The organism is Chitinophaga sp. 01L420 (assembly GCF_056399985.1).
Genome location: NZ_JBFTSK010000009.1, coordinates 48,885 through 63,805 on the forward strand (window position 1 = coordinate 48,885; position 14,921 = coordinate 63,805).

The window sequence follows — 14,921 nt, forward strand, 5'->3', positions numbered from 1 at the left end:
CGAACATATTAATAAAAAAATGTTGCTTAAATTGTTGACCTGCATCTTCGCTAACCGTGGCATACTTTTTACCACCGTCGGGTAGCTGATACTTACTGTCATGATCAAAAACTATTTCCGGATTGYCTGGCGTAATCTGATCCGTAACACAGCTTTTTCTACTATTAATATCCTGGGACTTGCCCTCGGGGTGACCTGCAGCCTGTTAATGATACTATGGATACAGGACGAAAGAAGCATGGATCAATTTCATGCAAATGAYGATTACCTGTACCAGGTATACATACGGCAATCGTATGATGGTAAAGTAGACGGAGGCTATCTTACACAGGGGCCATTGGCGGAGGCGCTGAAAAAAGAGGTGCCGGAAGTGGAGTATGCCAGCGGGATACAATTCTATCCACCGGTTGCTTTCCAGGCAAATGATAAAGTATTGAAAATGGCGGGTGGTTATGCCGGGGCCGACTTTCTCCGGATGTTTAGCTACCCCTTATTGCAGGGAACAAAAGAGACTGCACTGAGTAAACCCGGTACCATTGCCATTTCCAGGCATATGGCCGAATTGTTTTTTGGCAGCCCCGAAAAAGCTATAGGACAGGTGGTCAGGTATGAAGATACCACCAGCCTGGCTGTTAGCGCGGTATTTGAAGTGCCTGCCACTTCTTCCCAGCAATTCGATTTTCTCCGTACCTGGGATGATTTTGTAAAATCTAATGTGTGGGCAAAAACCTGGGGCAGTTTTAGTCCGGCTACGTATATACAACTCCGTGCCCAGGCAGACCGCGATAAAGTAGCCGCCAAAATAAAAGATTTCGTTTATAACTATCAGCCTAAGAACAAGGAATCCTCTACGGAGCTGGGCTTGCAACGGTACAGCGAAAAGTACCTGCATAGCATGTTTGAAGATGGACAACCTGCGGGTGGCCGGATTTCCTATGTAAAGATGTTTACGCTGCTGGCCATCTTTATCCTGCTGATTGCCTGTATCAATTTTATGAACCTGGCTACTGCCTACTCCGCCAAAAGAGCGAAGGAAGTAGGCGTGAGAAAAGTGGTGGGAGCAAGGCGCGGTGTATTGATTACCCAGTTTATTGGAGAGGCTATGTTATTGGCGGCCATTGCAACAGTAATAGCCGTATTGATGGCCGTCTTGCTAATACCTGCATTTAATCAGCTGAGCGGAAAACAGCTCTCCATACCATTTGACAGTGTTGCTTTCTGGGGTACTTTAGCCGGACTGCTATTGCTGACAGGCTTTGTAGCAGGTAGCTATCCCGCCCTGTTTTTATCTTCCCTGAATCCAACGAGGGTGTTGAAGGGAGGTTTGAAATTCAGTAACGGCGCTACTTATTTTCGTAAAGGACTGGTGATATTTCAGTTTACGTTGTCTATTGTGCTCATTGTAGGCATGATGGTGATCTACCGGCAAATGGATTATATACAAACGAAGAACCTGGGCTACGACCGGCAGAACCTTCTCTACATCCCTATTGAGGGAGAGCTGATCAGCAAATACGATGTATTTAAAGAACAGGCGGGCAACTTACCCGGTGTACTGGCAATATCTAAAATGAAAGAAAATCCCACGGTGATTGAACATCACAAAGGTGGTATCAACTGGACGGGCAAAGCTCCCGATCAGGAAGTTTCCTTTGCGGATGCAGCAGTAGGTTATGATTTCGTAAAAACAATGCACCTGCAAATGCTGGATGGGCGCGATTTTTCAAGGGATTTTGGCAATGACTCAGGAAGTTATATTCTCAATGAGGCTGCCATAAAAAAAATCGGGTATACCAGTCCGATAGGACAACCCTTTACATTGGGAAACGTGCAGGGAAGAATTATAGGGGTACTGAAAGACTTCCACTTCACTTCCATGCACGATGCGATAGCACCGCTGGTGATCCGTTTGGACGAACGTCCTAAATGGGGCAACATCCTGGTACGTACAGAAGCCGGTAAAACAAAGGCGGTGCTGGCAGGTCTGGCAGGTATCTGTAAAAATGTGAATCCCAATTTTCCTTTTACCTACCAGTTTTCTGACCAGGAATATACGAAGTTGTATAAAAGTGAAGAGATGGTGAGTCAACTATGTAACTATTTTGCTTTCCTGGCGATTTTCATTTCCTGTCTTGGTTTGTTTGGATTGGCCATGTTTACCGCGGCACAGCGCACCAAAGAAATCGGTGTAAGAAAAGTGCTGGGTGCTTCTGAATCTAACATTTTTGTATTGCTTTCTTCCAGCTTCCTGCAGCCGGTGGTACTTAGTATGGCGATTGCTTTTCCGCTGGCCTGGTTTGCGATGAGTCAATGGCTGAAACATTTTGCATATAAGATTGACCTGGACTGGTGGATCTTTGGATTGGCCGGTGCAGTAACTATCTTCATCGCTTTGCTGACTGTTAGTTTCCAGAGTATCCGAGCGGCCCTGGTGAATCCGGCGAAAAGCCTGAAGTCGGAGTAAGGGCTGCCTGCTTTTGGGGCGCTAATTCCACGGAATTTGCTGAAATAGGCCCTACTGGCTATGGCACGTGGATTGCCGGTATGTTGGTAAACATACTGATTATGAAAGTACTTGGCATCATCCTGATTGTTGCGGGTATCGCAATGATCGTTTTCAGAGGGTTCTCTGTTCAAACAGAAAAGAAAGTGGTCGATATAGGCCCTGTTGAAATTAATAAGAAAGAAAATAAGTGGATTGGCTGGCCTACCTATGCGGGTGGGTTGGTGGCAATAGCAGGTGTAGTGTTGCTGGTGGCCGGTAAGAAAAAAGATTAGCAGATAGGCAGATGCCCTGCAGTTTCGGGCTCCTATGCTGAAATTGCAGGACGAATGCCTCAGGCATATTCACGTATCCTGTTTTCCAGGTCTTCGATGAAGTCATCCTCCCCGGCTCTTTCTGCATTGAATTTTCTCGCTTCGCTAAAAAGCAGTTCCTTACTTAGTTCCAGCGACCGTAATACATCCCGCCAGAAGAGCACTCTTTCTGCTGGTGTATGACAGGGGCCATCCAAGTTATTCTTAAACCGATCCGGATCAATGATGAGTAAATCCTGGGCGGCGATGCCTACTTCTTTTGCTTTCGCTTCCAGCTGATCTCTTTGTTCCTGGTTATCGAACCAATGTTCGCCATTATCGTTGTCCAACGCAAAGTAACGACCTATCCACACTACTTCATTCCACTCTGTAAGACCCAGGTAGTCCGCCATTTTTTTGTAGGCAGGGTTCACTACGAAGCAGTCGAGGAAATCAATGTATTCGAAAATCCTGATTGTTTTCATGTGGCAGGTATTTTTAGAAGAAGTGATAAAGTGTATATTTACATTTGTAAAGATACATCATAACCCGATGGAAGTGTTGAAAGCCCAATCCTGAAAACCTTATTCCTGATGCCCGCAGCCGCTATTCACATCAAGTATCCTAAAGTAGATCTTATTCTTTGTGGTTCATTGTCGACCCTGGGCGTGATCCTTTTACTGTGCAACATTCGCCGTTTTGACTATCCCTTTATTTTTTTGGGAGGAGCAGGTATGGCTGGGATCCTTTTATTTGTAAGCTTACATTTTTGGGTAGGCTTATGGCGTAATCAATCCGTGATGAAGATTGATGCCACCGGTATTTATTACCAAAAGCAAGTATGGACCTGGGACGCGGTGCTGAGCTTTCGAACGGTGACAATATGCGCAAATACAAGTGGTGATACCCAGGATCAACGTTTTTTAATGATTAAAAGCTGGGATAAGAAAAGAGACACGTCTATTTTTCTTACGGCACTCAATGTGAACGAACAACAGGTACGGCAATGGGTAAACGAGTATTGTCCGCTTCCAAAACCCATTGATGAAGGTCACTTTCAAGCTTAACAACGTTACAGCTGAGCTTTTCTACGCAGCCGGCTCAGTGTTTCAGGCGTCATCCCCATCATAGAAGCAAGGTATTGCAGTGGTACCTGGTTAAACAGCTCGCCGTGCTGCTCCTGCATGGCTTTGTATCGTTGCTCCGCTGTCATGGACAGCAGGTTGAAAACCCGGTCTTCCATCAGGTTAAAACAACGTGCGATGAACAGCTTTTCCAGCAGGTGCCATTGAGGAAGATGCTGTCCTATATTGTTATAATCCTTTTTGTCGATCGTATAAAATTCGCAATCCGCTAATGCCACGATATTCCATTTAGAAGGTTTGTCGAAGATGATGCCTGCAAGATCAGTTACAAAATATCCCTGGGAAGAAATCCATTGTGTGATTTCTTTCTCTGCTGTGGTAGCATAGATCCGGAGCAATCCGGATTTATGAAAACTCAATTTATCACATACGCGGCCGGCCTTCAGAAAGTATTCTCCTTTTGCCAGTGTAGTGAGTTGAAAAAAGGAAGTGATGCTGGCGATCTCTTCTTTCGGCACACCAAAGTAGCCATTAATGTATTGTGCTAGTTCTGTCAACGGGTAATATTTTTGCAGAAAGATAGGTGATTTCCTTACATACATACACCCTCTTAAAAAAATATTATCTTTAGTCTATATTGATTTTATATGCCGGCTTCAGGCGTGTTATATATTGATATGGACGTTTTTAACGGGTTGTTTGATAAATACAAAAACCGGTTGTACGGCTATATATTATCACTCGCACATTACGGGTATAGAAAATGAGCTGGGCAGTGATTATTACCTGTGGTTAACAGGGCAGGCTGCACGTTGGTTTAAAGGAAAAGGTATTTATAATAATCAGATTCCGGTAAGAAAATAAATCCCGTTATGAATATAAAAAGATGGACATGCGCGGTGTTGATCATTCTGCTATGGGCAAGGCCGGCTTATTCATTTTTTTACTAACTTCCCGGGCAAAAAAAGAGATGCCTACCTCTATCCTCGATACGACCAAAGACCCTGCTGTAAAAGCATTTATCGCCGGGAAAACGCCTGCCACGCTGGCGCTCCTATATCACTTCATAGCGCAGTATGAAAAATTGGATAAGGTTTATCTATATCCTACCAAATCTATGTTGGGGATCGGTATAGATGACCGACGGGTGGCCTGGATAACACAACTGGGAAAAAGTTTTGTGCATATCGTTTTCCCGTTTAAGAAAGCCTATACGGATAATCTGTGTTTTCAGAAAATAGCACCCGTACCAGGAGATGCCCATCAGGTGAACCATCATTTCCGGATGTTACTGCCGGAAGATGTGAATGAAGAAGTAGTGAAGTTTATGCGTTTGTCGCTAACATCAATCTGACTTCAACGATTTAACGGGATTGGCCATCGCAGCTTTAATAGACTGTATGCTTACGGTGAGCAGGGCAATGCACATGGTGAGTAGTCCCGCAATGGCAAACATCCACCACTGTATTTGTATGCGGTACGCGTAGTCCTGCAGCCAGCGGTTCATGGTGTACCAGGTGAGTGGGGTGGCGATGAGGATGGCGATGGCTACCAGTTTAACAAAATCTTTCGATAACAGGTTTACAATACTACTTACAGATGCGCCCAGCACTTTGCGGATACCTATTTCCTTGCTGCGTTTGGTGATGTTGTAAGCAGTGAGTCCCAATATGCCTAAGCAGGTAATGAACAGGGTGAAGAAAGAAAATATTTCCACGATCTTGCCAAATTGCTGATCTGCCTTGTATTGCTCATCAAATAATTCATTGAAGAAATGATATTCAAACGGATATTCGGGATACTGTTCCTGCCAGAGCAACTGCATCTTCGCCAATGTCTGCTTAATATTTCCACTATTTAATTTAGCGGCATAGAAGGTACCTCCATTGTTGCGGTACCAGTGTATCATGGGGAGAATGGCGCCTTTTAACGATTGCTGATGATAATCTTCTACTACGCCAATGATGGTGCTGTAGCCCAAACTGGTCCAGGATAACGTGAGCTTTTTTCCGATGGCGTCCTGGGGTCTACTGAAGCCGAACAAACGACAGGCTTCTCTGCTGAGAATCATTTCATCATAGTTGGGAACACGCTTGAAATTATTTCCTGCCAATAGTTTTATATTCATTACCGGGAGAAAATTTTCATCTACCCCATAAGCATAGAAAGTATAGTTAAGCCCTTTGTCGGAGCCCAGCTGGCTCACACCAGTGGTGGTGGAGAGATCATGTAAACTGGCTCCCGGCATTGCTTCTGCGGCCGTAATGTTTTCTACCTGTGGTAGTTGTGATACATTGTTGAGGAAAGCTTTGCTTTGCTGGCGGCGGATGGAATCCATTATTTTTCCTTGTCCACTTGGCGCTCTGAGTATCAGTGTCTGATCGGTGCTCAGTCCCAGATCCTGACTCCGCATGTAAGAGAGTTGCCGGAAAACGATCAGTGAAGCAGACAATACAATTAAGGCCGCAGAGAATTGTCCCACTACCAGGATTCTTCTGAATAAAATGCTACCGGAAGAAGCGGTGAAGGATTTCCGGGTCACAGTCACCGGTTTAACAGCGGACAACACCAGCGCCGGATACAGTCCGGATAACACACAGTTGAATACAAATAATGCGGCGGCGGTGAACCAGAAAAAGGAAGAATGGAAAAAATCTACTGTAATCGGCCGGCCTGTCAGTTGCACATATGCCGGCAGCAATACTTCTATCAGTACTAATGCCAGGGCCAGCGATAGCAAATTTATCAGCACGGTTTCTGTCATGAATTGCTTTACCAGCGAAATCCGGGAGGAGCCCAGGGCTTTGCGCATACCAGTTTCTTTCGTTCTGTCGGCAGCCCGGGCGGTGGTAAGGTTTACGTAGTTAACAGATCCTACCAATAATACCAGTACGGCAATCACCAGCATGAACTGTACTGTTTTCAGATCGCCGTTTTCTTCAGGTTCAAAAGATTTATGTGAGAGGAGATGGATATCTTTCATAGGTTCCGCCTTGTACCTATCCATCCTTAGTTTTTCTTTGGAGAGTTGCAGCAGCTTTTTATTAAATGCGGCAAGATCAGCATGTGGTACCAGCTGCACATAAGTGTAATTATTATTGCCGTTCCAACCCTGCATGTCGATACCCCGGCTGATTAAAGAAGTGAAGGATATAAGCAGGTCAAATTTTAAATGGGTATTGGAAGGTATATCTTTTATTACGCTGGTGATAGTATAAGTCCAGTCACCGTCCTGTAATAGTTTGCCCACGGCTGTTTCATGGCCAAACATGCGCTGGGCCAGTGATTGCGTGATGACGGCCTGCATAGGCGCTGTCAGTGCTGTGGCAGCATTGCCTTCTATAAAATCATAATTGAAAACAGTGAACATAGAATGGTCCACTGCATATGCATTATCTATCTTGAAAACTTTCCCATTGGATTTTACAGTGGGAATTTCTTCCATATGCTCTACCCGCACATAGTCTACTACTTCCGGCATTTGTTTTTTGATGGTAGGGCCCAGCGCCGGATGGGTTTCACAATCAGTCGTTATATATTCATTCCCTTTGTAGTTGTCGAGTGTAATGCGGTAAAGATCATCCGCTTTTTTATAAAAATTTTCATAGCTATATTCAAACCTCACGTAATTGACGATAAACAGGAACGCCGCCGTAGCCAGGGCCAGGCCCAGAATATTGATGACGGTGTAAAACTTGTCTTTCCTGAGATTGCGCCAGGCGATTTTCAGATAGTTTTTGAACATGTCTACTTCGTTTAATTGAATGGCTTCCTGGTTACAAGAAAGCTGCCATTTAACAATGCCGCTGCCAACGTATGTTTGAGAGAAGACTGTTTACCGGGAATGTCCGTTTTCGAACACTTTTGTCCGGTATCGGATCCTCTACACCACCTGCCGGTGTTGCTTCCGGTAGGCGCCCGGCGTCATGCCGCGGTATCTTTTAAAGATCCTGGAAAGATGGCTTTCATCGGTAAAGTTCATCTCTGCGGCTATTTCGTTGATGCGCATATCACTGTACAACAACCGGGTTTCAATTAATTTGAGTTTATAATCTATCAGGTATTCCTGTATACTTTTACCATAGTTTCTGGAAAAATATTCACCGAGATAATTGACAGATATGTTAAACGTTTGCGCGATTACCGGCATTTTCAATAATGCCGGCTGATGAATATATTGTTGCAGATAGCTGATGATTTTCATCACAGATGGCTTGCTGTTTTTTTGCACGGGGTCGGCCGCTTCTGTCATCAGCAGGTTGCGGGCAATGAGGTTAAACAGGATGGTAACAGATTGCCGGATGATGAGTAAATAGCCGGTGCCTTGCTGTTGTTGTTCCCGTATCATTCCTTCCATCAGCGCCAGTGCAAATGTTTCATCGTTTTTATCCCTGAATAAACAGCCTGCTTTTGCATGATAGTTATGGAAGATGTATTCCGTTTTTTTCATCCAGTCACAATACTCTATTTGTTCTGCCTCATTTTTCAGTTGCAGTAACGACCCTTCGGAAAAGCGAATAGACACAAACCGGGTGCGTGTTTCCATGTAAAGTTTGTGTTTGTCTTCCGGAATCAGGAAAAATATTTTACCCTTATTGTACTTATACGTATTGCCATTCACCCACTGTATGCCTTTTCCTTCCTGTATGTATATCAGCTCAAAAAAATGACGGTTTCTTGGTGCATACAGCGACGCTTCTTTTTCCTGCAATAAGATCTCAATCGGTTGTCCGATGTCTTTTGTTGCCATCCTGCAAAAGTACAGTACAAACCTCTCAGCGTACAATTTATTTTCCGGCGGTCTGGTCGTCCTTTGCACTTATAAATAAACAGAGGGTATGGATGCAATGTTAAGGGGAGCGCCGTCAACACCAGCGGTGGAGGCTTATCCCCGGAGATGGCTGGCGTTGATGGTGTTGCTGATGGGCGCATTTTTATCGCCATTGGATTTCTTTATTGTAAATGTAGCGTTGCCGGCCATTAAAGCGGGGTTACATGCCAGTGCCGGGCAGCTGCAATTTGTGGTGGTGGCTTATGGCGCTACCTATGCGGTGCTGGTGGTAACGGGTGGGCGACTGGGAGATATTTACGGCAGAAAACGGATGTTTATCGCAGGTATGCTGTTGTTTACCATATCTTCCGCGGTATGTGGGGTGTCGTCCAATATTCACCTGCTGATAGCAGCGCGGACGGTACAAGGCCTGGCAGCGGCGGTGCTGGCGCCACAAGTACTGTCTTCTATCCGGATTATTTTTCCCCCGGCAGAACAGGCGAAGGCGATGGGACTTTTCGGCGCTACTTTCGGTTTGGCATCTATTGCGGGGCAACTGTTGGGTGGAGTGCTGATGCGTGTAAAGCCATTTGGATTTACCTGGGAATCGGTGTTTATGATCAATATACCGGTGGGGTTGCTCACCATATTGCTGGCTTTTTTTGTATTGCCGGAAACACGCCATTTGAAACGGCCAGCACTGGATATTCCGGGGATGTTCCTGATTTCCGGGGTGCTGTTTCTGTTGATTTATCCACTCATTGCAGGGAGAGAGGCCGGCTGGCCATGGTGGGTGTTTGCCGCCATGGGTATGGCAGTGCCGGTGTTGTGGCTATTCATACGCACCGAAAAAAGAGCGGTGTCGCGGTATAAAGATCCGCTGGTAGACCTGGTGTTATTCAGCGACCGGCACTTTGTGACCGGGTTGGGTATCATCTTTCTATTTAATGCTACCGCCGCTTTTTTCATGGTGTACCCGGTGTACCTGCAGAATGGGTTGCAATACGATGTGCTGAGGGCCGGCATGGCGGTATTACCTTATGCCGCCGGATTCTTCCTCGGGCCGTTTAGCAGTCCGTTGCTGGCGCGGCACCTGGGCAATGCTATTGTATTATTGGCGCTGGCCTTGCTGGCGTTGGGTTTTGGTATGGTCATCGTAAGTGTCTCTCTACAGGCAATACCTGGAATTTTATTGTATAGTGGGTTGTTGCTGGCGGGAATAGGCCACGGCATTGTGTTGCCATCGCTGGTACGTATTACCCTCGCGCCGGTAATGAAGGAAAAGGCCGGCATGGCGGCAGGTGTGGTCAGTACGGCCATACAAATGGGCAGCGCAGTAGGCGTTGCCGTTATAGGCACTGTATTTTTCAGTATGCTGAGCAGCGGCGGTTCTTTCAGGACTGCTTTTGTGGTGGCGCTGAGTTGCCTGACAGGCGTATATCTGCTGGCATTTATACTAACATTTCGACTTAATAAAATAAAAATATAAAATGGATTTTAACACACGTGCACAACAGGAGATTCATGATTTTAATGATGCTATCAGTAAATGGTTCAGAGGCACTATTCCTGCCGATGCGGCCCATGAGGTATTACAACGTCTGCACCCGGACTTTACGATGGTAACGCCGGATGGCAGCGTAAAAACATACGCCGACCTGGTGGCATGGCTGCCATTGGTATATGGTAAGCGGCCGGATTTTGTGACAGCGGCTACGGAGGTAATCACCCGTTTTATAACGGACCAGGTGATGGTGATCACCTACCGGGAAACACAGGAAGCAGCGGGCATTATCAACAACAGAATGTCCAGTGTATTATTTATTTCGGGAGAGGATAATAGCTTACAGTGGCGGCATTTGCAGGAAACCTGGATATAGTTGCCGGTTAACTAAATAAGGAATCTTATATTTATGAAGTAAGCCCATTCCTTGTTTAAAAAATCGCGGTATGAACAATCACCTCCGGCCAGCTTCGAGAAATATGATTGAGTCCATCCTGGTACTGTTGCTATTGCTGGCGTTGCTGCTGGCACTCTACCAGGTATTGCATTTATTTTTTGGGGTGCTCACCTTTGCGTTGATCTTCTCTGTTTCTTTTCATCCACTGTTTGAGAAGATGGTGCGTTGGTTTGGGGGACGGAGGAAACTGGCAGCTACAATATATGCTATTGTGCTGGTGGCCATCATTGCTTTACCGGTTACCTATATTATTGCGGAGATGAGCTCGCATATACGGGATTCGCTGCATTGGATAAAGGATGTACGGGAGAACGGATTGCCGCCATTACCGGCCTGGGTGGTGAATTTACCTTATGTAGGAGCAGAAATCAATGCATTCTGGCAGCATTTGCAGGAAAGCCCCAAAGAAACATTGAATACACATGAGCAGCCCGTGAGGATGGTGCTGAATCATGTGGTAAGCAGCGGGGCCGGTATTTTAGGAACAGCCGTACAACTGATCATTGGCATCATCATCTCCGCCTTTTTCCTGGTAGGTGGTGAAAAGGCAGTCAGGCCTATCAGGGCGGCAGCACAGCATCTGCTGGGCCGTAAGGATGGCGCCGATCTGCTGAATGCCACCACTATGGCAGTGAAAGGGGTATCTATCGGTGTAATGGGGACTGCATTTATAACTGCCGTGGTAGCCTGGATAGGACTCACTATTGCGGGGATTCCATTCGCATTGGGACTGGCAGCCCTGATATTTTTCCTGGTGGTGATACAGATAGGACCGCTCGTAGTTTGGGTGCCGCTGACCATCTGGATGGCCACACAGGGACATCCTGGTATGACCATCTTCCTGGCCATTTACGGCGCTGGCATCCTGATAGGAGAAGCTATTCTGAAACCCGTGCTGATAGCCAGAAGTGGTAAACTGCCTTTCCTGGTGCTGTTTATAGGGGTAATAGGTGGCGTGGCTGCCTGGGGCTTTACGGGCATGTTTAAAGGCGCCATTATTGTGGCAGTTTTCTATACTATTTTCAATTCCTGGCTGGAACGTAAAGATGGTACGGAACGTAAAGAGACAGTGCATGCTGCAGAATAGATAGTAACTTCGCGGAAATCATCCGATCCATAAATTATGAAAGCTGCTACTATCAGCGAAATAAAAAAAGAACTGAATACACTGGCGCCGGCAGAACTGGCGGCCCTGTGCCTGCGACTGGCCAAATATAAAAACGATAATAAAGAGCTGCTTACCTATCTGATGTTTGAGGCACACAACGAACAAGGATATGTGGAATCTGTAAAAGCGGAGATAGATAACGGGTTTGCAGAAATGGCCGGCGATAAATTATACCATGCCAAAAAGCGGTTGAGAAAAATACTACGCATAACGAATAAGCATATACGCTATACCGGCTCCAAACAGGCCGAAGCAGAACTCCTGATCTATTTCTGTACTAAAATGAAACTGGCAGGTCTGTTATCTTCCTATAGTGTTCAATTAAATAACCTCTATGAGCAACAACTGAAAAAAATCGGGAAGGTGATTGCCGGGCAGCACGAAGACCTGCAATATGACTACCAGCAACAGTTGAAGAGGTTAGCAGGGGAAGACGAATAACTATCAAGCCGGTGACACGATTACTTCACAAGCGCCGTTGCATGTACCGCTTTATCCGATTTACCCCATTGCCACAACTGTTGAAATACCATCCGGAGAGATTCGCCACGTTCCGTTAAACGATATTCTACTTTCAGCGTTGCCTCCTCATAAGGGATGCGATGCAGCAGCTCCCGCAGCTCCAGCTCCTTTAACTCCGCTGTCAGCATCCGCTCTGTAATAATAGGAATGGCTTTCTTGATTTCACCGTACCGGCAAACACCGGAAAACAGCTGGTGCAATATCATCGGCTTCCACCGCCCTTCAATGAGCGCCAGTGTATAAGAAATGGGGCAGGCGGCAATGATCTTCTGCCTGTTTTCAAAATTGGTAGATTGTTCCTTTCTCATAGGTCACTTTTTACGTTTTCACCAGACCCGAACATTTTTGTTCGTTATTGTAAAAGTAAAGATACCAACGGACATTTGTATTCATATCCGTAATGGATATACGATAAAAAAAGTATTTATGACAAGCTACCATGTAAACTTAGGTGCAGGATTATCCGGACTTACCCTGAAAGAATATCAGATACCAACTCCTGGGCCCAACGAAGTGCTGATCCAGGTGAAAGCCAGCTCACTCAACTATCGCGAAATCATGATCCTGAAAGGATTTTATCCGTTGCCTGTAAGGCCGGATGTGATCCCGCTATGCGATGGCGCCGGTGAAGTGGTGGGGATTGGCGATGCTGTTACCCGGGTAAAAATTGGTGATCGCGTTATGGGACATGTGTTCCCTGAATGGGTAGATGGCCCTTTTGCTTTGGAATATGCCGCACAGCTGGGCGGATCGATGAACGGCATGTTAACCCAATATGCGGTGCTACCTGAAAATGCCGTATTGCAGATACCTTCTCACTTATCTTATATAGAAGCAGCAGCATTGCCCTGTGCCGGCTTAACTGCCTGGAATGCACTTACAGGCGGTCGGGGACTGGTAGCTGGTGAAACAGTGTTGACACTGGGTTCCGGTGGCGTATCATTATTTGCATTACAACTGGCTAAGGTAGCAGGTGCCCGCGTTATCGCTACTACTTCCGGAGAAGAAAAAGCAGCAAAATTGAAAGCCCTTGGTGCAGATGAAGTCATTAATTATGTGACTCAACCCGACTGGCACCTGGTAGTACGTGAGCTGACGGGTGGTCAGGGCGTAGATCATGTGGTAGAAGTAGGTGGCGCAGGTACCGCAGAAAAATCAATCCGCTCCACAGCCATGAATGGAGAAGTCGCTATGATTGGCAGTGTGGCCAACGAACCTACGTTATTTAACATCAACCTTATCCTGTACGGCATGGTAAACGTAAGACCCGTGGCCATCGGCAGTAAGGCGCAGTTTACAGAAATGAGTAAAGTCATCACCGTAAATAAGGTAAAGCCGGTGATAGATCGCGTTTTCCATTTCAACGAAGCAGCAGCAGCATTTACTTATTATATGCAAGGCAAATACTTTGGCAAAGTGGTGATTGATCATACTGCGCTTTAGAATGCTTCGGCGAAATTAATATAGAAGCCCTGCCAGCCTTCAGGACCGAAGCCCATATCGAAACGCAGGTTGGTATTATTTTTACTGTCCACACGGATACGTAGTCCGAGACCGTAGGAAAGGTGGAAGCCGTCGAGCGATAAGTCGCTGTAGCTGTTGGCTACGCGGCCGGTACCCGCCCAGGCAGTGGCACCAAAAATGTTCCAGATAGGGGCGCGATATTCTACCTGGGCATCTACCAATACATTATCCCGGTAGGCGCCCATGTAGTAACCCCGCATTTTGTTGTCGCCTCCCATTTCTGCCAGCTCATAAAAAGGTACATCCCCGTCAGTATAGGAAGTGGTAGCCTGTAAGGCAATCACATGTTTCAGCCAGGGATTGAAATATTTACGCAGATCTATATCGAGTCGGGTGAATTGGTAGGCACTGCCCAGGAAGGCCGGATGAAACAGCACCGTGCCAATAGCATACGCCCCTTTCGAAGGATTGTAGCGGCTATCCCGGCTGTCGTAGGCCGTAGAAAGACCCACACCTACTGTCAGCCCACCTTTCAGCCCAGGTACATTGTCCCGGATCAGGAAGCTGTTGCTATCCGGTTGTATGCTGAAGTAATCCGATACCGTGACAGCAGCCCCGGCATAAAAGTTTTTGAACCATTGCTGCAACGCCGTGGCAGAGAACTGGAAACGGCTGTACTGCACTTCTTCGAAAATATTTTTAGAGATATCATTGCCAATACCATAAATAAATTCCGGTTGCTTTTTGTAATTGATATAGGCCATGATCACATACTTGTTTTCCTTCAGCACCATTTCGGTAGAAATAGAAGCATTGATGCGGCCATTGGTGGATAGGGTAAAGACTTCCGATAACCTGGAAGGTTTTGAGATGGTATCTTTTTTAGAAAAATGTAACAGGTTATATTTTGCCAGCCCGAAAATATGCCCGGCTTCTGTTGTATAGGAGTAGAGAGGCACTGGGATGATCTTAAAAAGGGCTTCTGCCTTTTTGTTGAAGCGATCAAATTTAGAAGGTTCCTTCGTGCGGGTGGTGTCTGTAGTGTGAGTGGTGTCTGTTTGAGCCCGGGATGGGAAATAAATACAGCTCAACAACAGGATAAGCAGGAAGGGGCGATATGGATATTTTGGAGTATAGATCACGTTCAGAAATTT

15 protein-coding genes are annotated in these 14,921 nt (G+C 46.1%); 9 read left to right on the forward strand and 6 right to left on the reverse strand.

The genetic code is table 11. From position 1 onward, the window contains the following. Window positions 1–100 precede the first annotated feature (100 nt). Entirely contained in the window at window positions 101–2,464 is a 2,364-nt protein-coding gene (locus AC1DP6_RS11555; RefSeq protein WP_477054935.1) for an ABC transporter permease, read from the forward strand. A 101-nt stretch (window positions 2,465–2,565) separates the two neighbouring features. Beyond that, window positions 2,566–2,778 carry a hypothetical protein gene (locus AC1DP6_RS11560; protein ID WP_477054936.1) on the forward strand — a complete coding sequence of 71 codons (213 nt, stop codon included), beginning with the start codon at window positions 2,566–2,568 and terminating at the stop codon, window positions 2,776–2,778. A 59-nt stretch (window positions 2,779–2,837) separates the two neighbouring features. Here the strand turns inward: AC1DP6_RS11560 and AC1DP6_RS11565 are convergent, their stop codons facing one another. Further along, on the reverse strand, window positions 2,838–3,281 hold the full coding sequence (locus AC1DP6_RS11565; RefSeq protein ID WP_477054937.1) for a hypothetical protein: 444 nt from the start codon (window positions 3,279–3,281) through the stop codon (window positions 2,838–2,840). A 108-nt stretch (window positions 3,282–3,389) separates the two neighbouring features. Between AC1DP6_RS11565 and AC1DP6_RS11570 the strand changes: the two genes are divergently transcribed. Beyond that, a complete protein-coding gene (locus AC1DP6_RS11570; protein WP_477054938.1) occupies window positions 3,390–3,863 on the forward strand; it encodes a hypothetical protein in 474 nt (157 codons plus the stop codon). A 5-nt stretch (window positions 3,864–3,868) separates the two neighbouring features. On the opposite strand, the gene AC1DP6_RS11575 is transcribed toward AC1DP6_RS11570, so the two are convergent. After that, a complete protein-coding gene (locus tag AC1DP6_RS11575) occupies window positions 3,869–4,438 on the reverse strand; it encodes a Crp/Fnr family transcriptional regulator (protein WP_477054939.1) in 570 nt (189 codons plus the stop codon). Window positions 4,439–4,773: 335 nt separating this feature from the next. Between AC1DP6_RS11575 and AC1DP6_RS11580 the strand changes: the two genes are divergently transcribed. Continuing rightward, window positions 4,774–5,235, forward strand: a complete 462-nt coding sequence (locus AC1DP6_RS11580; protein WP_477054940.1) for a hypothetical protein — start codon at window positions 4,774–4,776, stop codon at window positions 5,233–5,235. Here the strand turns inward: AC1DP6_RS11580 and AC1DP6_RS11585 are convergent. Both AC1DP6_RS11585 and AC1DP6_RS11590 read right to left on the reverse strand, forming a co-directional pair. Next, window positions 5,227–7,626, reverse strand: a complete 2,400-nt coding sequence (locus tag AC1DP6_RS11585; protein ID WP_477054941.1) for an ABC transporter permease — start codon at window positions 7,624–7,626, stop codon at window positions 5,227–5,229. The two genes, AC1DP6_RS11580 and AC1DP6_RS11585, sit on opposite strands and share 9 nt — an antisense overlap. Window positions 7,627–7,764: 138 nt before the next feature. Further along, window positions 7,765–8,631, reverse strand: a complete 867-nt coding sequence (locus AC1DP6_RS11590) for an AraC family transcriptional regulator (protein WP_477054942.1) — start codon at window positions 8,629–8,631, stop codon at window positions 7,765–7,767. Between the two features lie 88 nt (window positions 8,632–8,719). Between AC1DP6_RS11590 and AC1DP6_RS11595 the strand changes: the two genes are divergently transcribed. The 4 genes from AC1DP6_RS11595 to AC1DP6_RS11610 all read left to right on the forward strand — a co-directional run bounded on the left by AC1DP6_RS11595 (window position 8,720) and on the right by AC1DP6_RS11610 (window position 12,222). Further along, window positions 8,720–10,141: an MFS transporter gene (locus AC1DP6_RS11595; RefSeq protein WP_477054943.1), complete on the forward strand. Its 1,422-nt coding sequence runs from the start codon at window positions 8,720–8,722 to the stop codon at window positions 10,139–10,141. Between the two features lies 1 nt (window position 10,142). Next, a complete protein-coding gene (locus AC1DP6_RS11600) occupies window positions 10,143–10,532 on the forward strand; it encodes a hypothetical protein (protein WP_477054944.1) in 390 nt (129 codons plus the stop codon). 70 nt (window positions 10,533–10,602) lie between these two features. Further along, window positions 10,603–11,700 (forward strand): AI-2E family transporter, encoded by a 1,098-nt coding sequence (locus tag AC1DP6_RS11605; protein WP_477054945.1) that lies wholly within the window; start codon window positions 10,603–10,605, stop codon window positions 11,698–11,700. Window positions 11,701–11,736: 36 nt separating this feature from the next. Beyond that, window positions 11,737–12,222 carry a hypothetical protein gene (locus AC1DP6_RS11610; RefSeq protein WP_477054946.1) on the forward strand — a complete coding sequence of 162 codons (486 nt, stop codon included), beginning with the start codon at window positions 11,737–11,739 and terminating at the stop codon, window positions 12,220–12,222. A 20-nt stretch (window positions 12,223–12,242) separates the two neighbouring features. Here AC1DP6_RS11610 and AC1DP6_RS11615 read toward each other — a convergent pair whose 3' ends face one another. Continuing rightward, complete coding sequence (locus tag AC1DP6_RS11615; RefSeq protein ID WP_477054947.1) at window positions 12,243–12,611, reverse strand: winged helix-turn-helix transcriptional regulator; 369 nt, start codon at window positions 12,609–12,611, stop codon at window positions 12,243–12,245. Window positions 12,612–12,729: 118 nt separating this feature from the next. On the opposite strand from AC1DP6_RS11615, the gene AC1DP6_RS11620 reads away from it, so the two are divergent. Then, window positions 12,730–13,746, forward strand: coding sequence for a zinc-dependent alcohol dehydrogenase family protein (locus tag AC1DP6_RS11620; RefSeq protein ID WP_477054948.1), 1,017 nt, complete (start codon window positions 12,730–12,732; stop codon window positions 13,744–13,746). On the opposite strand, the gene AC1DP6_RS11625 is transcribed toward AC1DP6_RS11620, so the two are convergent. Further along, entirely contained in the window at window positions 13,743–14,909 is a 1,167-nt protein-coding gene (locus AC1DP6_RS11625) for a BamA/TamA family outer membrane protein (RefSeq protein ID WP_477054949.1), read from the reverse strand. The two genes, AC1DP6_RS11620 and AC1DP6_RS11625, sit on opposite strands and share 4 nt — an antisense overlap. Window positions 14,910–14,921 lie beyond the last annotated feature (12 nt).

Coding starts and splice junctions, on each gene's coding strand:
- AC1DP6_RS11560 (WP_477054936.1), top strand. CDS start 2,566: ATGAAAGTACTTGGCATCATCCTGATTGTTGCGGGTATCGCAATGATC.
- AC1DP6_RS11565 (WP_477054937.1), bottom strand. CDS start 3,281: ATGAAAACAATCAGGATTTTCGAATACATTGATTTCCTCGACTGCTTC.
- AC1DP6_RS11570 (WP_477054938.1), top strand. CDS start 3,390: ATGCCCGCAGCCGCTATTCACATCAAGTATCCTAAAGTAGATCTTATT.
- AC1DP6_RS11580 (WP_477054940.1), top strand. CDS start 4,774: ATGCGCGGTGTTGATCATTCTGCTATGGGCAAGGCCGGCTTATTCATT.
- AC1DP6_RS11585 (WP_477054941.1), bottom strand. CDS start 7,626: ATGTTCAAAAACTATCTGAAAATCGCCTGGCGCAATCTCAGGAAAGAC.
- AC1DP6_RS11590 (WP_477054942.1), bottom strand. CDS start 8,631: ATGGCAACAAAAGACATCGGACAACCGATTGAGATCTTATTGCAGGAA.
- AC1DP6_RS11595 (WP_477054943.1), top strand. CDS start 8,720: ATGGATGCAATGTTAAGGGGAGCGCCGTCAACACCAGCGGTGGAGGCT.
- AC1DP6_RS11600 (WP_477054944.1), top strand. CDS start 10,143: ATGGATTTTAACACACGTGCACAACAGGAGATTCATGATTTTAATGAT.
- AC1DP6_RS11605 (WP_477054945.1), top strand. CDS start 10,603: ATGAACAATCACCTCCGGCCAGCTTCGAGAAATATGATTGAGTCCATC.
- AC1DP6_RS11610 (WP_477054946.1), top strand. CDS start 11,737: ATGAAAGCTGCTACTATCAGCGAAATAAAAAAAGAACTGAATACACTG.
- AC1DP6_RS11615 (WP_477054947.1), bottom strand. CDS start 12,611: ATGAGAAAGGAACAATCTACCAATTTTGAAAACAGGCAGAAGATCATT.
- AC1DP6_RS11620 (WP_477054948.1), top strand. CDS start 12,730: ATGACAAGCTACCATGTAAACTTAGGTGCAGGATTATCCGGACTTACC.